This is a genomic window from Tolypothrix sp. VBCCA 56010 (genome assembly GCF_050875635.1).
GTDB lineage: Bacteria > Cyanobacteriota > Cyanobacteriia > Cyanobacteriales > Nostocaceae > Hassallia.
On the sequence record NZ_JBPAOH010000045.1, the window covers coordinates 1 to 15,245 of the forward strand.

13 protein-coding genes are annotated in these 15,245 nt (G+C 40.7%); 6 read left to right on the top strand and 7 right to left on the bottom strand.

All coding sequences use genetic code 11. From position 1 onward, the window contains the following. Nucleotides 1-135 precede the first annotated feature (135 nt). Complete coding sequence (locus AABK37_RS17015) at nucleotides 136-978, top strand: lysophospholipid acyltransferase family protein (protein WP_432552741.1); 843 nt, start codon at nucleotides 136-138, stop codon at nucleotides 976-978. Between the two features lie 80 nt (nucleotides 979-1,058). Here AABK37_RS17015 and miaB read toward each other — a convergent pair whose 3' ends face one another. Then, nucleotides 1,059-2,423 carry a tRNA (N6-isopentenyl adenosine(37)-C2)-methylthiotransferase MiaB gene (gene miaB / locus AABK37_RS17020; RefSeq protein WP_432552742.1) on the bottom strand — a complete coding sequence of 455 codons (1,365 nt, stop codon included), beginning with the start codon at nucleotides 2,421-2,423 and terminating at the stop codon, nucleotides 1,059-1,061. A 325-nt stretch (nucleotides 2,424-2,748) separates the two neighbouring features. Between miaB and AABK37_RS17025 the strand changes: the two genes are divergently transcribed. Both AABK37_RS17025 and AABK37_RS17030 read left to right on the top strand, forming a co-directional pair. Continuing rightward, on the top strand, nucleotides 2,749-3,285 hold the full coding sequence (locus tag AABK37_RS17025; RefSeq protein WP_432552743.1) for a hypothetical protein: 537 nt from the start codon (nucleotides 2,749-2,751) through the stop codon (nucleotides 3,283-3,285). Between the two features lie 11 nt (nucleotides 3,286-3,296). Further along, entirely contained in the window at nucleotides 3,297-6,188 is a 2,892-nt protein-coding gene (locus AABK37_RS17030) for a filamentous hemagglutinin N-terminal domain-containing protein (protein ID WP_432552744.1), read from the top strand. A 256-nt stretch (nucleotides 6,189-6,444) separates the two neighbouring features. On the opposite strand, the gene AABK37_RS17035 is transcribed toward AABK37_RS17030, so the two are convergent. Both AABK37_RS17035 and AABK37_RS17040 read right to left on the bottom strand, forming a co-directional pair. Beyond that, nucleotides 6,445-7,170, bottom strand: coding sequence for a Uma2 family endonuclease (locus tag AABK37_RS17035; protein WP_432552781.1), 726 nt, complete (start codon nucleotides 7,168-7,170; stop codon nucleotides 6,445-6,447). 163 nt (nucleotides 7,171-7,333) lie between these two features. Then, on the bottom strand, nucleotides 7,334-8,767 hold the full coding sequence (locus AABK37_RS17040; RefSeq protein WP_432552745.1) for a carotenoid oxygenase family protein: 1,434 nt from the start codon (nucleotides 8,765-8,767) through the stop codon (nucleotides 7,334-7,336). Between the two features lie 258 nt (nucleotides 8,768-9,025). Between AABK37_RS17040 and AABK37_RS17045 the strand changes: the two genes are divergently transcribed. Next, on the top strand, nucleotides 9,026-9,463 hold the full coding sequence (locus AABK37_RS17045; protein ID WP_432552746.1) for a KTSC domain-containing protein: 438 nt from the start codon (nucleotides 9,026-9,028) through the stop codon (nucleotides 9,461-9,463). A 119-nt stretch (nucleotides 9,464-9,582) separates the two neighbouring features. Here AABK37_RS17045 and AABK37_RS17050 read toward each other — a convergent pair whose 3' ends face one another. Beyond that, the gene (locus AABK37_RS17050) at nucleotides 9,583-10,818 is read right to left on the bottom strand and encodes a hypothetical protein (protein ID WP_432552747.1); all 1,236 of its coding nucleotides are present in this window, start codon (nucleotides 10,816-10,818) and stop codon (nucleotides 9,583-9,585) included. A gap of 504 nt (nucleotides 10,819-11,322) precedes the next feature. Between AABK37_RS17050 and AABK37_RS17055 the strand changes: the two genes are divergently transcribed. Together AABK37_RS17055 and AABK37_RS17060 are read left to right on the top strand one after the other, a co-directional pair. Continuing rightward, nucleotides 11,323-11,523 (top strand): hypothetical protein, encoded by a 201-nt coding sequence (locus tag AABK37_RS17055; RefSeq protein WP_432552748.1) that lies wholly within the window; start codon nucleotides 11,323-11,325, stop codon nucleotides 11,521-11,523. A 50-nt stretch (nucleotides 11,524-11,573) separates the two neighbouring features. Then, nucleotides 11,574-12,062 carry a calcium-binding protein gene (locus AABK37_RS17060; RefSeq protein ID WP_432552782.1) on the top strand — a complete coding sequence of 163 codons (489 nt, stop codon included), beginning with the start codon at nucleotides 11,574-11,576 and terminating at the stop codon, nucleotides 12,060-12,062. A gap of 98 nt (nucleotides 12,063-12,160) precedes the next feature. On the opposite strand, the gene AABK37_RS17065 is transcribed toward AABK37_RS17060, so the two are convergent. Genes AABK37_RS17065 through AABK37_RS17075 form a run of 3 tightly spaced genes read right to left on the bottom strand, consistent with a single transcriptional unit; the run spans nucleotide 12,161 to nucleotide 15,220 of the window. Continuing rightward, the gene (locus tag AABK37_RS17065) at nucleotides 12,161-14,506 is read right to left on the bottom strand and encodes a tetratricopeptide repeat protein (RefSeq protein WP_432552749.1); all 2,346 of its coding nucleotides are present in this window, start codon (nucleotides 14,504-14,506) and stop codon (nucleotides 12,161-12,163) included. Between the two features lie 49 nt (nucleotides 14,507-14,555). Beyond that, on the bottom strand, nucleotides 14,556-14,723 hold the full coding sequence (locus AABK37_RS17070; RefSeq protein ID WP_432552750.1) for a hypothetical protein: 168 nt from the start codon (nucleotides 14,721-14,723) through the stop codon (nucleotides 14,556-14,558). Nucleotides 14,724-14,734: 11 nt separating this feature from the next. Further along, complete coding sequence (locus AABK37_RS17075; protein ID WP_432552751.1) at nucleotides 14,735-15,220, bottom strand: 2TM domain-containing protein; 486 nt, start codon at nucleotides 15,218-15,220, stop codon at nucleotides 14,735-14,737. Between the last annotated feature and the right edge of the window lie 25 nt (nucleotides 15,221-15,245).

A 15,245-nucleotide genomic window follows, 5' to 3' on the forward strand; every position in this document is an offset into this window, starting at 1 on the left:
TGTCCCCCTGTCTCCTTGTCCCCCTGTCCCCCTGTCCCCCTGTCCCCCTGTCCCCCTGTCCCCCTGTCCCCCTGTCCCCCTGTCCCCCTGTCTTCTTTGTTAAGGTCGAGTGAGCAATTTTGTTAAAATGCCTTAATGCCAGAAAAACAACACTACTTAAAAACAAAACCTGGATGGTCTTTGGAACAAAAAGATCCTCGGTTCATCCAACTTATGATGCCGCTGTGGGAGTGGCTGTATCGCTACTATTTTCGAGTGGAAACTAGTGGTTGGGAAAATATCCCCCAGTCCAAGGTTTTAATTGTCGGTTCCCATAACGGGGGACTGGCATCTCCTGACATGTATATGGTAATGTATGACTGGTTTCTACGATTTGGTGTTGAGCGACCAGTTTACGGTTTAGCGCATCCTTACTTTTGGCAGGTTCCGCTAACAGCAGAACTGGCAGGGAGGTTGGGAGCAATCATCGCTCATCCGCGAATGGCGATCGCTGCTTTGCGTTCTGGAGCCAGCGTACTTGTATATCCTGGTGGAGCGCAAGACCTTTTTCGACCACACAATCTGCGCCATCAAATTCACTTTGCTGGCAATCAAGGATTTATCAAGTTAGCGCTGCGCGAACAAGTACCGATTGTGCCGATTATTTCCGTCGGTGCCCACGATACGCTGATTGTGCTGGCTGACTTATACAAAATTTTAGAGCAATTGCATGAATCGGGGATGCCTTGGCTATTTGGGCTAGATCCAGAGGTATTCCCGATTTATCTAGGGTTGCCTTGGGGATTGGCGATTGGTGCTTTACCTAATATACCATTGCCTGTAACTATACATACGCGAGTTTGTCCACCGATTGTCTTTGAACGTTACGGTCGGGATGCAGCAAGCGATCGCTCTTATGTTAACGCTTGTTATGAGTTAGTCAGAAGTCAAATGCAGCAAGAGTTAGATGATTTAGTCAAAGTCAGCACTGCCTTTTGATTGGCAAATTAACAGTATAAATATTTACTGTTAATTCCTAACTCTTAACTCCTAACTCCTAACTCCTAACTCCCGACCTTTTAAACTGACACACTTTGTCGCACCTCTATCGGTTCCCCTGTCAAGCTAAAGGCTCGAACTTCGGTAATTTTCACCTTGACTAACTGTCCTTTGAGTTCAGTAATATCACCAGCGAAGAAGGTGAGACGATTACCGCGTGTGCGTCCCATAACTTGAGTTTTATCTTTCAGGTTTTGGTCTTCTACTAACACTTCTTCGATGCGTCCGAAATAACGTTGCGATCGCTCGTAAGCTTTAGTGTTAACTAAATGATTTAGTCTTTGCAGGCGATCGCTTTTTACTTCTTCACTTAATTGATTTGTCCACAAAGCTGCTGGTGTCCCAGGACGTGGCGAATATGCGGCTGTATTCAACAAGTCAAAGCCAATATCTTCTACTAATTTCAGCGTATTTTCAAACTGTGCTTCTGTCTCTCCTGGGAAACCGACAATTGCATCCGCACTAATTGACGCATCCGGCATATATCGGCGAATTGTATCAATTATCCGGCGATATTTCTCTTGAGTGTAACCCCGCGACATCGCCTTTAACACGTCGTTATCCCCAGATTGAAAGGGGATGTGGAAATGTTCGCACACCTTGGGCAATTCAGCACAAGCTTTAATTAAACGCTCAGTGAAATAACGGGGATGACTGGTAGCAAATCGTAAACGCTCAACTCCCGGCACATCATGAATGTAATATAGTAAATCTGTCAACGTGTGTAAATGGCGACCTTCTGGCGTGGTTCCTGGCAAGTCTCTGCCGTAAGCGTCAATATTTTGACCGAGTAGAGTGACTTCTTTGTAACCAAGGCGTCCTAGTTCTTCGATTTCGGCGCGAATTGCTTCGGGTGTGCGCGATTGTTCGATACCGCGCACGTTAGGAACAACGCAGTAAGTACAGCGTTCGTTACAGCCATAAATTACATTCACCCAAGCTGTTACTTTGCTATCACGGCGCGGCTTGGTGATATCTTCGATAATGTGGACTGCCTCTGTTGCTACAACTTGATTGCCGTCAAATACCGACTCTAGCAACTCTTTGAGACGGTTAGCGTGTTGCGGTCCCATTACCAAGTCTAATTCTGGAACTCGTCGCAACAGGGTTTCGCCTTCTTGTTGAGCAACGCAACCGGCAACTATTAAAGTTAAATCCGCTTTTTCGTGCTTGCGTTTTGCTTGTCTACCGAGATATGAATATACTTTTTGTTCAGCATTATCGCGGATACTGCAAGTGTTGTAAAGAATTAAATCAGCATTATTTGGATCTTCAGACCACTCAAAGCCCATGTCTTCTAGGATGCCAGCCATGCGCTCTGAGTCGGCTTTGTTCATTTGGCAACCAAAGGTGGTGATGTGATAGCGGCGTTCAGATGTGGTCATAGGGAATTATCTAATCAGTTTAATAGTATATAGGCTTTATCTCAATTCTATTAAAGTATAGAAATAAGTGCGTGGAGTTGGGCGATCGCCCTCAGGCTGGATATTGCATTCAAGGCATCTGAGCAGATCGAGGACAAAGGCGTAAAGTTTTGTGAATAAATTCCGGGTTTTTGAGTAAAAGTCTGAGGGTTTGCCCGATATATAAATAGAAACTGATAACTTTTATTCCGTAAAGTTTTGACCATTTGATTAGTGTTGATTTTGATTGCTCAATTAGCTAAAAGTTAGCTTCACTCTTATTGCTTTGGAGCAAGGAAATTTTCATATGATTCCAAGTTGGAAAAGTTGGAGTTGGAAATTAGGGCTAGGAATAGCTGTAGTTACGAGTGCGATCGCCTCATGTGGATATTATGCTGTAGCTCAGGACACGGAAACACCCTTTGACATACAGATAAAAACACCGCCGTTGTTGCGGAAAGGGGGTTATCACCCCGACCCGGGGGGGCGGAAGGGAAACTTATTACAGTTAACATCTATAACATCAGATGCCCCTGTGAGCAATGTATATGTACGCATCAAAGAAACAGGAAAGATTTCAGATCCCTACACGATGAATCCGGGAAATCCAATTCCTCTGGATATGAAAACCTGTTTTAAGAATACAGTCAGCGTTCAACTTGTTGGCACGGTGAGCAACCCAATAGCTTCTGAAATTGGAATTATTGGTGAGCAAACAGTTGCAATTGCTCAGTATATTCCACCTCCGCAGGAGATGACCTTTACAGACGATGGCATAAACTACACAATTGAATACCAAATTGTACCGTCTGGTTGTGGCGCTGGCGATCGCTCATCAATGTAACATTTGAGGCAATGAACATCGTGAGACAGTACATTCTCGGCTTTTGGATTGTTAGCGTTAGTTTCTGTTGTCTGAGCGTCACAGAGCCTGCTGTGGCTCAACAACAAATAGTCCCAGATACAACTTTACCAATTAATTCCAACGTCAAATTAGAAGGCAATACCTTTAATATCACTGGTGGAACTCAAGCTGGAAGCAACTTGTTTCACAGTTTTAGGGAGTTTTCTGTCCCTACTGGTGGCACTGCTTTCTTCAACAACGCTCTTGACATTCAGAACATTATTAGTCGGGTAACGGGTGGGTCAATCTCTAACATTGATGGTTTTATTCGCGCTAATGGCACTAACGTATTTCTGATTAATCCTCAAGGAATCGTCTTTGGTCCGAATGCCAGTTTAAACGTTGGTGGTTCCTTTGTGGCGACAACAGCCAATGCCATCGGGTTTGGCAATCAAGGTTTTTTCAGTGCTTCTGCGCCGAATAATCCGGCATTATTGACGATAAATCCTTCTGCTCTTCTATTCAATCAAATAGGAAATCAGCCAATTAAGCCTATTGAACAAAGGGGTGTTTTATCTGTTAATAATCGTAATTTGTTGTTGGTGGGCGGTGATGTTACCTTGGATGGCAAAGGGTTAACTGCTCCGGGTGGTCGAGTCGAGTTGGGAGGAGTCGCGGGAACCGGAACGGTAGGACTCAATATGGATGACAATAATTTCCGTTTGAGTTTTCCTGATAGCGTGGCGCGAGCCAATGTATCCCTGACAAATAGAGCTACTGTTAATGTAACTGGACAGGGTGGGGGTAGTATTGCAGTCAATGCCCGGAATTTAGATATTTTGGGAGGAAGTAACCTTTTAGCTGGGATAAATTCAGCTGGTACTCGTGCCGGAGATATCACGCTCAATGCTACAGACAAAATCACAATTGCAAATAGCTCTATCTCTAATAATGTGGGTAATAGTTTTTCTCAACCTATTGGCAATAGCGGCACTATCAATATTAATACCGGGTCGTTGTCGTTAAATAATGCCCGCGTCAGTTCCAGCACCTATGGAGTGGGAAATGCTGGAGGGGTATTTGTACAAGCTAATAATTCTGTAGATATTGCCAATAATAGTTTTATCGCCAGCGATGTGAATCCTGAAGCCGAGGGCAATACTGGCGGCGTTAATATCAAAGCCGGGTCTTTTTCCTTAACTGATGGCGCTAACTTGAGTGCCAGCATTTTAGGAAAGGGAAACACCGGTGGAGTATCTTTGCAGGCTAATAATTCTGTAGATATTGCCAATAGTACTATTGACACCAAAGTAGGCGATAACGGAGCGGGCAGTGGTGGTGAAATCAACATCCAAGCCGGAAAAATCTCCTTAACTAATAGTACTCTCGACACCACTATTACTGGACAAGGGCGTGCTGGTAACGTGATATTTGATGCTGAAAATACTGTCTCTTTTGACAAAAGCTTTATTGCCAGCGATACCTTCAAACAGGGGAATAGTGGCATCATCAAGATTAATACGGGGTCGCTGTCCTTAATCAATGGTGCGGAAATATTGTCTAGAACCTTGGGAGAAAATAACGGGGGCAGTATTCAAATCAACGCTTCTGATGTGAACATTTCTGGTGTCAATCCAGAGCAAGGAAATTTGATTAGTGGGTTGATTACTAGTAGTGAAGAAAATGCTACTGGTAAGGGCGGTGATATCAGTATCAATGCTGATAACTTGAGCGTATCAGATGGAGGAGTTGTCAGTGCTAGAAGTGGAAGCGCTGGTTCTGGAGGCAATATTAAAGTTGACACTAATACTCTTGATTTGACTGGTGGGGGTCAACTTGTTACTAGTGCCTTTAGCAGTGGCAGTGCAGGTAACATCACCGTCAATGCCAATGAAAGAGTTAGTATCTCTGGCAGCAATCCTACCTTTCAAGCGCGGGTTGACCGATATGGTACACGATTAATTGATAATGATAGTCCTAACAGTGGCTTGTTTGCTCGCGTTACAGGTACAGGTAACGCAACAGCTAGCGGTGGCAACATTAATGTTACATCTCCCTCGATTTTTCTCGACAAACAGGGAACAATCACAACTGCAACTACATTCGGTGAAGGTGGAAATATCACTCTGAATGTGAGAGACATCCTACTACTGCGTAATAATAGCAGTATAACTACCAGCGCAGGTACTGACGAGGCTGGTGGAAATGCCGGTAACATTACTATCAATGCTCCTAATGGCTTTGTCGTTGCTGTCCCTAATGAAAATAGCGACATCACGGCAAATGCATTCACCGACAAAGCCGGTATTGTTAAGATTACATCCTCTGGGATTTTTGGGCTGGTGCCACGCACTCGTGCAGAATTAGTCAGGCTGCTGCAACCTAAGGAATCATCTGAATTAGACCCAGGTAAGCTGCAAACAAGCGACATCACGGCAATTTCTCAGCAAAATCCTTTATTAAGCAATACTGTAGAATTAAACACCGAAATAAACCCAAGCCTTGGTTTGGTTGTCTTGCCCACAAATCCAGTTGATGCCTCAAGTTTAATTGCTTCTGGCTGTGCTGCTGATGGGACACAAGACAATCAATTTATCGTTACCGGACGCGGGGGTTTACCTCCTAGTCCGGATGAATTTCTTACCAATGATGTGGTATGGCAAGATACGCGGCTTTCATCCGCAGTGGAGAAGGCAGGGAGCTTAGAAAATGGAAATATTAGCAAACAAAGGAGCGATCGCATCACCCAATCAATTAAGAAAGCTTCTAATGCTATGAAGATTATTCCTGCTACTGGTTGGGTATTTAACAATAGGACGGGTGAAGTTACTCTTATTTCTAATGCGTCGGTGGCTACTCCTGACAATTTGGTGTCTACTCCTGCTATGTGTCCTAAACAGTGAATACTCCTTTGAAAGTGGGAAGATTACCGATTAGACATCTCCATAAATTATGTAGAGACAATTCATGAATTGTCTCTTAGCTTGGGTTACGTCTGTGTCATAATTCATTTTCCAAGATGTCTATTGTAAAAATCGCCACAGAGATGTTTGAAAAAAAGGTTTCCTGCTTTTTAGAACTAACTTATAGAGTAAAAGCGATCGCCTTCGGGTTAAAATTGTAGTCTGCGCTTTAGCGCTAAAGCGCCAACTACAAAATTCATGCCTCAGGTTCAATACCTGCTGCTCGTAGTTGCGCTGCTAATCGTTCAGCGCGTTGTCGTTCTTGTTCAGCGCGTTGTCGTTCTTGTTCAGCCTTTTCTAAACCCCACAGCAGCAAATTCCCCTGCTCATCCCACCACCGCAACCAATAACCTGTGCGGTTTTCCCGTTCTCCCTGCCATATACCGAGAAATAGATTCATTTCTGCGATCGCGTAACGGTTATTATTATCAGGCTGTTGTAGTTGATACTTGCCATCGTCTAAGCGGTAAACTTCAAGTGTGCCTGTATCCGGTTCAAAAATGGCATAGTTCGGCACTTTGAGAACTTGTTCGTAAAATAACCATTTTCCCGGTGGATAAGTCGGTTTGACAGAATATTCTCCACCTTCTATATCTGAGAGAAATTCTATCACAATTACCGGAATATCTCCTTGTAATTGGGGAGTGTAGCTGCGTTTCACTTCTTCTCTAGAAACGCGGATATTCGCCACATATCCCCAATCTGGAGCTTTAATGACCATTTTGCCATTGACAGTAGCACAAATGCCGTAATTTGTTGTAATTAATGCTGTATTTGGCAGTCTTCCGGCTATTTCCAAGCTTTGTGTTAAAGCTGCCGCGAGAAGAGGTTGATTGATATTATCCACTGGTTCATTTGGTAATACAAAATCATCAGGTAATTTTTCCCAAGTAACTTGAAATTTGTCTGTAATGGCTATCATATCGATTTTGGATTGGGTAATAGGGAATGGGTAATGGGTAATAGGGAATGGGTAATGGGTAATAGAAAATAGGGAATCGGGAATAGAAAATCGGGAATCGGGAATGGAAATAACTACCAATGCCCAATTACCCAATTACCAATTACCCATTACCAATTTTCCTCTAAGCTGGTTTCCAAGTACCGTGGAAGCTGTGAGGAATGACGCTGGGTAATCTGAGTTTACAAATCGGTTCTTCGTCTAGTCTATCTGCATTAAATACCCAAACTTCACTATTATTAATATTGCCGTCGTAGACAACTGTTATCACCCAAGCTTGATTTGGATTTTCCGCATCTTCAACGTAAATCGGTTCACTCGGATAGCGATTTTCTCCACAATCGGAAGACGTTAATTTTTCGGCTTGATGGTCGAAACGAGCGATCGTGTTTAATATTTCTTGACTAATATCTGTTCCCTGCCGAAATGTGGAAAGATAAGTATAGCGAGAAGCTTGTCTCTCGTTTTGCGGTGGTACGCTCGGAAATTCGCAGTATCTATCTAATATTTGCTCAATTGCGGTAACTTTCCCAGTTTGGGGATTAAGTTGCAATCTTGATAATGAACTCTTTGCGGGTGTATGAGTTTCTCCTGTGGCTACTTCTTTGAGATACTGGTTAGTCTGAAAGTCTTCATAACGAGCGATATCTACATTCACCAAACCGCTATCATCAATATAGCCGTTGCTAAAATGCCATTGATACCAAGGTTCAGTTTCACTGCGACTGACTAAGCTTAATGTTTCGCGAGCAAAAACTAATATTTGAGTTCCTAATTGAGGTTTCCATTCCAAAGCATCGCTGTAGCTGCTTAATCCTATCAATACCGGAAGAGGATTCATCCGCACTGGGGGAATGCAAAATATTAAGTATTTCCCAGCTAAAACAAAATCATGCAGCAATGGTGTACCATCAAGTTGAAATTGCGATTTTTGAATTATTTTGCCAGTGCTTATGCTCTTATAAATATTCAGCGTCGCATTTAATCCGGGGGTAACACCAAAGTTAAAAATCTCCCCTGTTTGTAAATCGCGTTTGTAGTGTGCAGAATAACTTAAACCCTCAGTTAATCCACTTAAATTATCTTCGCCGAAAGTTTCCAGATTTTGCAAATCCAAAGCGTGAGGTTTACCACCTTCCCACAATGTTAAGAGTTTATCTGGCAGTGCTAATACTGAGGTGTTAGCAGCATTTTTAAATTGTTTCAACCATGTATTCCAAATTGCCCCAGGTGCAGTCATCCCATAGTTAGCGAAAAGCAGTTGATTTTTTGCTTCTTCTTCTTTGTAACCAGCAGTTTGCACGTAGCGATAAACACCTGTCGCACCTTCCGAGGTGAAATATACGGCAAGAATTGCCCCATCCCCATCAAACCAATGTCCCATGCGGATATTACCGCGTTCTAAGCGTGCAGGACCGTTACGGTAGAGTGTACCGCGCAATCCGGCGGGTATTTTTCCAGAAATAACTTGCAGTTGGGTGGGAGAAAATTCTTGTGCGGGTTGAGCGATCGCACCTGCCCAAGCTGGCTTTGTTGACTTAAAGTTAATTGTATGCATATGATTCAATGCTAAATACTATGTCGTACCTTACATTTAAGCAACGATATCGAGAATTTATGGCGAAAAACCTCACTCGTAAAGCCGAATTTTTAGGCTTTAAGAAATTTACTCAATTAAGTTTGAAACTAGGCTGAAGTGGATGTATTACTCAAATTTTTATATTGCAAAGCTTGACCAAGGAAGATTTATATAGTACAAATATACTATATAAGATTTAACACATTGTACCTCAACGTCAGTAGGAGAGTAAAATTAATGAAGCTATCTAAGGTGGACTTGAGCAGTTTAATAGCGATCGCTCATTCTGAAGGATACTTGCAATTATTACTTGACCGAGGCGATGAGTTAGAATTTGTAGAAATTCCTGCACCTATACAAGCTTACGACGGACTGCAAGATTTAAACGAAATTATCGCTGATTCTCCTGCACTGACCGCAGAAGAGGAATCAATTGCCATGTTAAGTGTGAATTCATCAATGGCTGCATCTATAGGATACGACAAAAACGAACAACTATTGCAAGTTGAGTTTCACAACGGCGCAGTTTATCAGTATTCGGGGGTAGAAGCGGATACTTGGCAAGATTTACATGACGCTGATTCAATTGGCAGATATTACAATCACGAGATTAAAGGCAGATATGAGTGCGATCGCATAGATAACACAGAATATTTTGATGATTGTTGCGATTGAACACTCTTATTGGGCATAGGGCATAGGGCATGGGGCATCGGGTATGGAAAAAATCTTTTATTCCCAGCCCATTGCCCATTGCCCATTGCCCATTGCCCCATGCCCCAGTTTAACTTAACTTAAATTTGTGCTTGAGCTTCTTGGATATCGTTTTCTGCTTGCTCCCAAATAGCTGAACGGACTTGATTTAATTGAACGAATTTTTGCGTAAATATATTAGAACTTTCTTTCAGCTTATATTTTTTAGTTAACGGAACATTTTTTATTTTAAAAGAATCAGGTATCCATAAGACATTTCTAAATTCTATAATCCCAGCAGATAAAGAATTCTGGCATTTTCCTTGCTGGCAATATTGCCAAACAATTAAAGCATCATTATATCTATTTAAAGCACTTTTCAACCCTTTAGCACTGGGATGATTTTTTGTAACTGGAGCTTCTTTGAGAATATCAGTAAATTTTTTATTTAAATTCTTAACTTTGTTTGCATAATCTTGATATTCAGTTCTACTATTAAGCGAATCAGCAAATGTAGAAAATAGCTTCACCAATGGCTCTAGAAATCTCGAACCAATTAGATAACGAATACCCTCTATTTTATCTTGATAGATTAATATAGTATCTTGACTTTTTTGGCTAACAGTTGTTCCTGGGGGAATAGTTTTTATAAGTTTAATAGCATCTTTAACTTTTGATTCTGCTTCATTTAAAGTTTCTAAACTTGGGGAATTCCGAGTCAGTTGATCGGCTTCATTCTTCAAATCTTCGGCAAGATTAAAAGCGTTAACGGCTGTTTGTTCTTGCTGAAGTCTTTGGTTCACTTTTGAAAATTGATTTTGATAAATTTTTAGCGCTTTTTGAGATTGAGGATAAGTATTTACATCATTGGGAATAGTTTTCAATAAATCGATAGAATTTTCCAAATCTGAGCGCATACCCTCCCATTCTTGAACCGAAAAAGTCATTTCATCATCAAACAAAAAAGCTTTTCTACTCAGCCTTTTTGCTTCAAAAAAGTTTTCTTTAGCATTAACGGTTTTTATACATGTAGAAAAATTATTCAATTTGGTTTGGGCTTGTTGATAACTTAAACCTGGTATATTTGGAACGCTGTATAAAAGTCTGGTTGCTTCATTAACTTTTTTTGAGGCATCTAAAAAATTACTATTTGCAGAAATATCAGTTTGACATGCCTGTGCCAACAAAGCTTGAGATTGCTGAATTTTTTTCTCTTGTTCTTGCTTAAATTTAATCCAGCCAAGCAAGCCACCTGTGAATATAAATATTGAAATAAATCCAACTAATACAAGCTTCTTATTTGGTATTTTATTGTTATTGTTTTCAGCAATATTCATAGTTTTTATTTTTCTTGCGAATGATGGGATAGAGAAGTTTGATCCGGAACGTCTCTACTTTTTTCTTGGGATTAGTGCAAAATATAAAAGTCTCTATTTTAGATTTAAGAGTAAATGGTGCGTAAGTTGTCAAAAAGTACACAAATGTATAAAAACTACCTCTTGCCAAGACTGCATCAAAAAATAACCTGTCAAAAATGCCCGAAACATCTTCTAGGTAAGGATTCTGAGGAGTGCCTAGGCGTAGCTCGTCGCAGACATCGCGGGATTTGTGAGAAATGCGGGGTAGGCGATCGCATAAGTCAATTTGTTGTGCTATATCTCAAAGATGCTTATTTCCTTACATGCAGCAACAATTCGGAAATGAAAGTACCCGTGCGGGAGCTTTGGCATTATTAAGGCTTATTGAATAATGAGTATCAAAATTACGCCAGCATGGTAATCTTATTCCGAAATAAAAAATGTTTCAATAAATCTAGTATTTACCCATAAGGAAAAGCAGTAATGTCTAATTCTGGCGTTAGAGTTATTGATTTTGAGTCAATAGAACCCACTGTTGTACCACCTTTTCAAAATCGTTCGGGTGGTTTAGGAGAACTGTTTGGAGGTAGGCTGACGCGGGTGGTAAGCCGTTTTGACATAATGGAAAATATTGGCGACCAAGCAAAACCGCTGGAATTTGGTCAACGTAGCCTCGATCCATAGATAATTATTTTGCCAATAATCCACTAACCCAAACATCTGAATTTAAGGGAATTGAAGGAACAGCAGAAGATGACAAACTTTTTGGCACAGCGTCGGATGACTTTCTACTAGGTAATGAAGGATGGGATGTGATAATTGGCGATGCAGGTAATGATTTACTTTTCGGTGGTGCTGGTTCGGATGTACTTAATGGTTATGGAGCAAGTTTTGTTTCTGGAGAAGTTGATGTTTTAATAGGTGAAGATGGCGTAGATATTTTTGTTTTGGGTGACCCCTATCGAAGTTACTATAACGACCAAAACTCAAGCACATCGGGAACTGGTGATTATGCCTTAATTGCAGATTTTAATTTTAATCAAGACTTTATGGTTCTAAAAGGTAAATTTAGCGATTACATCTTTAGACCAAATGAAAATAGTACAGGACTATCAATCTTTTTAGACAATGATGGCGTTGTTGGTTATAGTTTCAATGATGAACTAATCGCCAAAATGGATGGTGTAACAAGTATTAGCCCAGTTGACATTATGTTTGTTTGAGTCAATCGATAATTTTTACATCGTCATTTAATGTCTCAGGACAAGCCGCTTTCCTACGCACCTGACTTCACAAGCAAAAATTAAATGCAACAATCACATTAATCTGTGGCAAGCGAGGCAACTAATTCTTGAAAGCGTTTGTCTTGTGCAATCTCATCAAAATCTATGTCGGTTTCTGCATCTTGCTTATAACTTGGATTCAAGTCAATTGAGAAGTGCAGATTTTCTAAGGCTAATTCAACTTTTCTTTGCAGCGCGTAACAGGCTGCTTTGTTGTAATATGCATTAGCATAGTCAGGTTGAATTGAAAGCGCTTTATCGAAGCATAAAAGCGCTTCTTCATCACGTCCTAACCTAACTAAAGCATAACCTCGGTGATTCCAAGCTTTGTATGAATCTGGCTTTAACTCTATAACTTTATCAAAAGAAGCGATCGCTTGCTCATATTCTTCCAACTCTTCTAAAGCTAAACCTCGATTAAACCACGCTACTGCGTCATCTTTTTTAAATTGCGTGGCTTTATCAAACGAGATAAAAGCTTCTTTTGGCGATCGCAAATTTCCCAAAGCAACACCGCGATCGCGCCATGCTTGATGATAATCTGGTTTCAGTTCTATTGCTTTGTCATAACAGGCGATCGCGTCTTTGTATCGTTTCACCTTTGAATTAGCAATACCTAGCTTAAACCAAGCTACAGCTTTCTCAGGCTCGATTTTTATTGCTTTGTTGTAAGCTGAGATCGCGTCTTCATAGCGTTTTTCTGATAAGAGAACATCTCCTTTTTCCAGATAATCATCAGCAGTTAATTTCAGCCGAGGAGATACAGATTCTTCTAATACTTCTGGCTGTTTAGAAGAGTGTATTTTCTCTTCAACTGCACGATTTACGGCTTCTTGAATTAATGGAGGGGAACTTTCCGAAACTTGCTGTATAATTAACTCTTTTCTTTGTTCAGCATTTATCTGTAATTTAGAAAGTTTAGCTACATCTTTTTCTAATTTATCTAGCTTTTTCCTGATTATAGACTTTTCTTGTTCTGCATTTTGTAATTCAGAAATAAAATCTAAACCTGATTTTTCTAACTTATCTATAATTAACTCTTTTCGATGTTCAGCATTTTCTTGAAATTCTAAATACGTTTTTTCTAACCTTTCAACATATTTATTTTTTTGCTGTTGCGTTTCTGATTGCAATTCGTCTTCTAGTTTTTTCAGATTCTCCAGCGTTACATCTTTTTGCTGTTGCGTTTCTGACTGGATTCCTAATACTTGAGATTGCAATTCGGCTTCTAGTTTTTTCAGATTCTTTAACGTCAGTTCCTTTTGTTGTTGCGTTTCTGACTGGATTTTTGATATTTGAGATGTAAACGTTTGTAAATTCTCCAGCATCACATCTTTTTGCTGTTGCGTTTCTGACTGGATTTTTAATATTTGAGATTGCAATTCGGCTTCTAGCTTTTTCAGATTCTCCAGCGTTACATCTTTTTGTTGTTGCGTTTCTGAGTGGATTTTTGATACTTGTGATGTCAATGACTGTATGCTTTGTAAATTTTCCAGCGTTACATCTTTTTGCTGTTGCGTCTCTGACTGAAATCTTGATACTTGAGATGTAAACTCTAACCCGATGTTTTGTAGATTTTCCAGGATGCGAACTTGTTGTTTTTGAGCATCTAACTGTAATTCTGAAAGTTTATCTGTGCCCGCAGATTCTAACTTGACTAAATTCTCTAACGTTATATCTTTTTGTCTTTGAGCATTTGACTGTAACTTAGATAGTTGAGAAGCAAAATCAAATTCTAAATTTGCTACTTTTTGTTGAGTCGATTGAATTTGAGCTTCTAATTGTGCTAATAAGTTTTCTTTTGATACTAATAATTCTGATGTAAATCCAGAAAAAGTATCTTTTTCTAATTTTATATTTTCTTGTAATGCTGCGGCTTCGGCTTCTAAATCATCGGTAATATCTTTAACTTGTTGTATAATATTTTCAGCTGATTGTTTAACAGAGATTAACTGATTTTGTAATTGTTCAACTTGCTGTAGCTGTTTCATCGCTCGATCGACGATCGCACGAATTACAGCTTGACGAAATAGCCAAAGTGAAGCGATCGCACTCACTGGCAGTAAAGTTAATATAACTAGCCAGACGTTGCTTTGGATAGTTCTACGACTTAAAGCGCGATCGACTTCAGATTGCACTTGCTGTTGAATTCGCACCTCTTCTCGATTCGATATAGTCGTTGGCGTTTGCTGGGGAGACACCTGTGACGCAGGTTGACTTCTAGCAACACCAACAGACAGCACAAAAGTGGAAAAAATAACAGCGCTTCTCAAGACTAAAGCAGAAACGCGCCTAGAGCAACCTTGAGTTAATTTTTCTAAACGCGCTCCAGGCTGATTGCCGCAGGCTAGGTTAGAGTAGACGAGCTGCTTTTTGCTCTTCATACAAACCATCCGTATCCATCGGTGAGTTTTTTTAGTGGCGAACCTATCTCTAATCTAGCAGTCCTGATTGAAGCATCCCAATTTTGTCACCGACACCCGCGCATAGTGTGGCGTTGCGCGTACCAAGTCCGCCTGCGCGGACTAAAATCATGTTAGCCTGCCTCCGCAGGCTTTGTTTGTATAGCCCCAGGCTTCTAGCCTGTAGGGTCTTTTTCATTTTTGCGTATATTATCGTTCATCCTTTGAACCATAAAAAGTATCAAAAGCATCAAAAGCCAGTCCTAAACCCCAGCCCAAAATAGACCAATAAGCCCAATTTAAGTTACCATCTGTCATAAAATCGATCACAACTAAGAAAGTATTAATGATGAGATACAAAAAAAGATGTGTCTTAAATTTGCGGCGACGACTATTACTCATATTACTTAATGCCTGCGTTGCGAGTTGTTTTTCTGATTCCTGCATTAACTGTTTTTCTGCTGAAGCGATCGCTTCTTGAGATATTCCCAAATCTGCCGCCATTTCTAACAATTCCTGACGGGAAAAATCTCTACCTTCCGCCTTTTGTGTCATGGCTAGCTGGAGAATTTGTTGTACATCTTCTGAACGATACGAATTTGACATGTGGGGAGTGGGGAGTGGGGGGAGTGGAGGAGTGGGGGAGTGGGGGAGTGGGGGAGTGGGGGAGTGGGGGAGTGGGGGATTAATGACCAATGCCCTATGCCCTATGCCCTAATCC

Coding starts and splice junctions, on each gene's coding strand:
- AABK37_RS17070 (WP_432552750.1), bottom strand. CDS start 14,723: ATGAAAAAGACCCTACAGGCTAGAAGCCTGGGGCTATACAAACAAAGC.
- AABK37_RS17035 (WP_432552781.1), bottom strand. CDS start 7,170: ATGATAGCCATTACAGACAAATTTCAAGTTACTTGGGAAAAATTACCT.
- AABK37_RS17030 (WP_432552744.1), top strand. CDS start 3,297: ATGAACATCGTGAGACAGTACATTCTCGGCTTTTGGATTGTTAGCGTT.
- AABK37_RS17045 (WP_432552746.1), top strand. CDS start 9,026: ATGAAGCTATCTAAGGTGGACTTGAGCAGTTTAATAGCGATCGCTCAT.
- AABK37_RS17015 (WP_432552741.1), top strand. CDS start 136: ATGCCAGAAAAACAACACTACTTAAAAACAAAACCTGGATGGTCTTTG.
- AABK37_RS17050 (WP_432552747.1), bottom strand. CDS start 10,818: ATGAATATTGCTGAAAACAATAACAATAAAATACCAAATAAGAAGCTT.
- AABK37_RS17025 (WP_432552743.1), top strand. CDS start 2,749: ATGATTCCAAGTTGGAAAAGTTGGAGTTGGAAATTAGGGCTAGGAATA.
- miaB (WP_432552742.1), bottom strand. CDS start 2,423: ATGACCACATCTGAACGCCGCTATCACATCACCACCTTTGGTTGCCAA.
- AABK37_RS17055 (WP_432552748.1), top strand. CDS start 11,323: ATGTCTAATTCTGGCGTTAGAGTTATTGATTTTGAGTCAATAGAACCC.
- AABK37_RS17065 (WP_432552749.1), bottom strand. CDS start 14,506: ATGAAGAGCAAAAAGCAGCTCGTCTACTCTAACCTAGCCTGCGGCAAT.
- AABK37_RS17040 (WP_432552745.1), bottom strand. CDS start 8,767: ATGCATACAATTAACTTTAAGTCAACAAAGCCAGCTTGGGCAGGTGCG.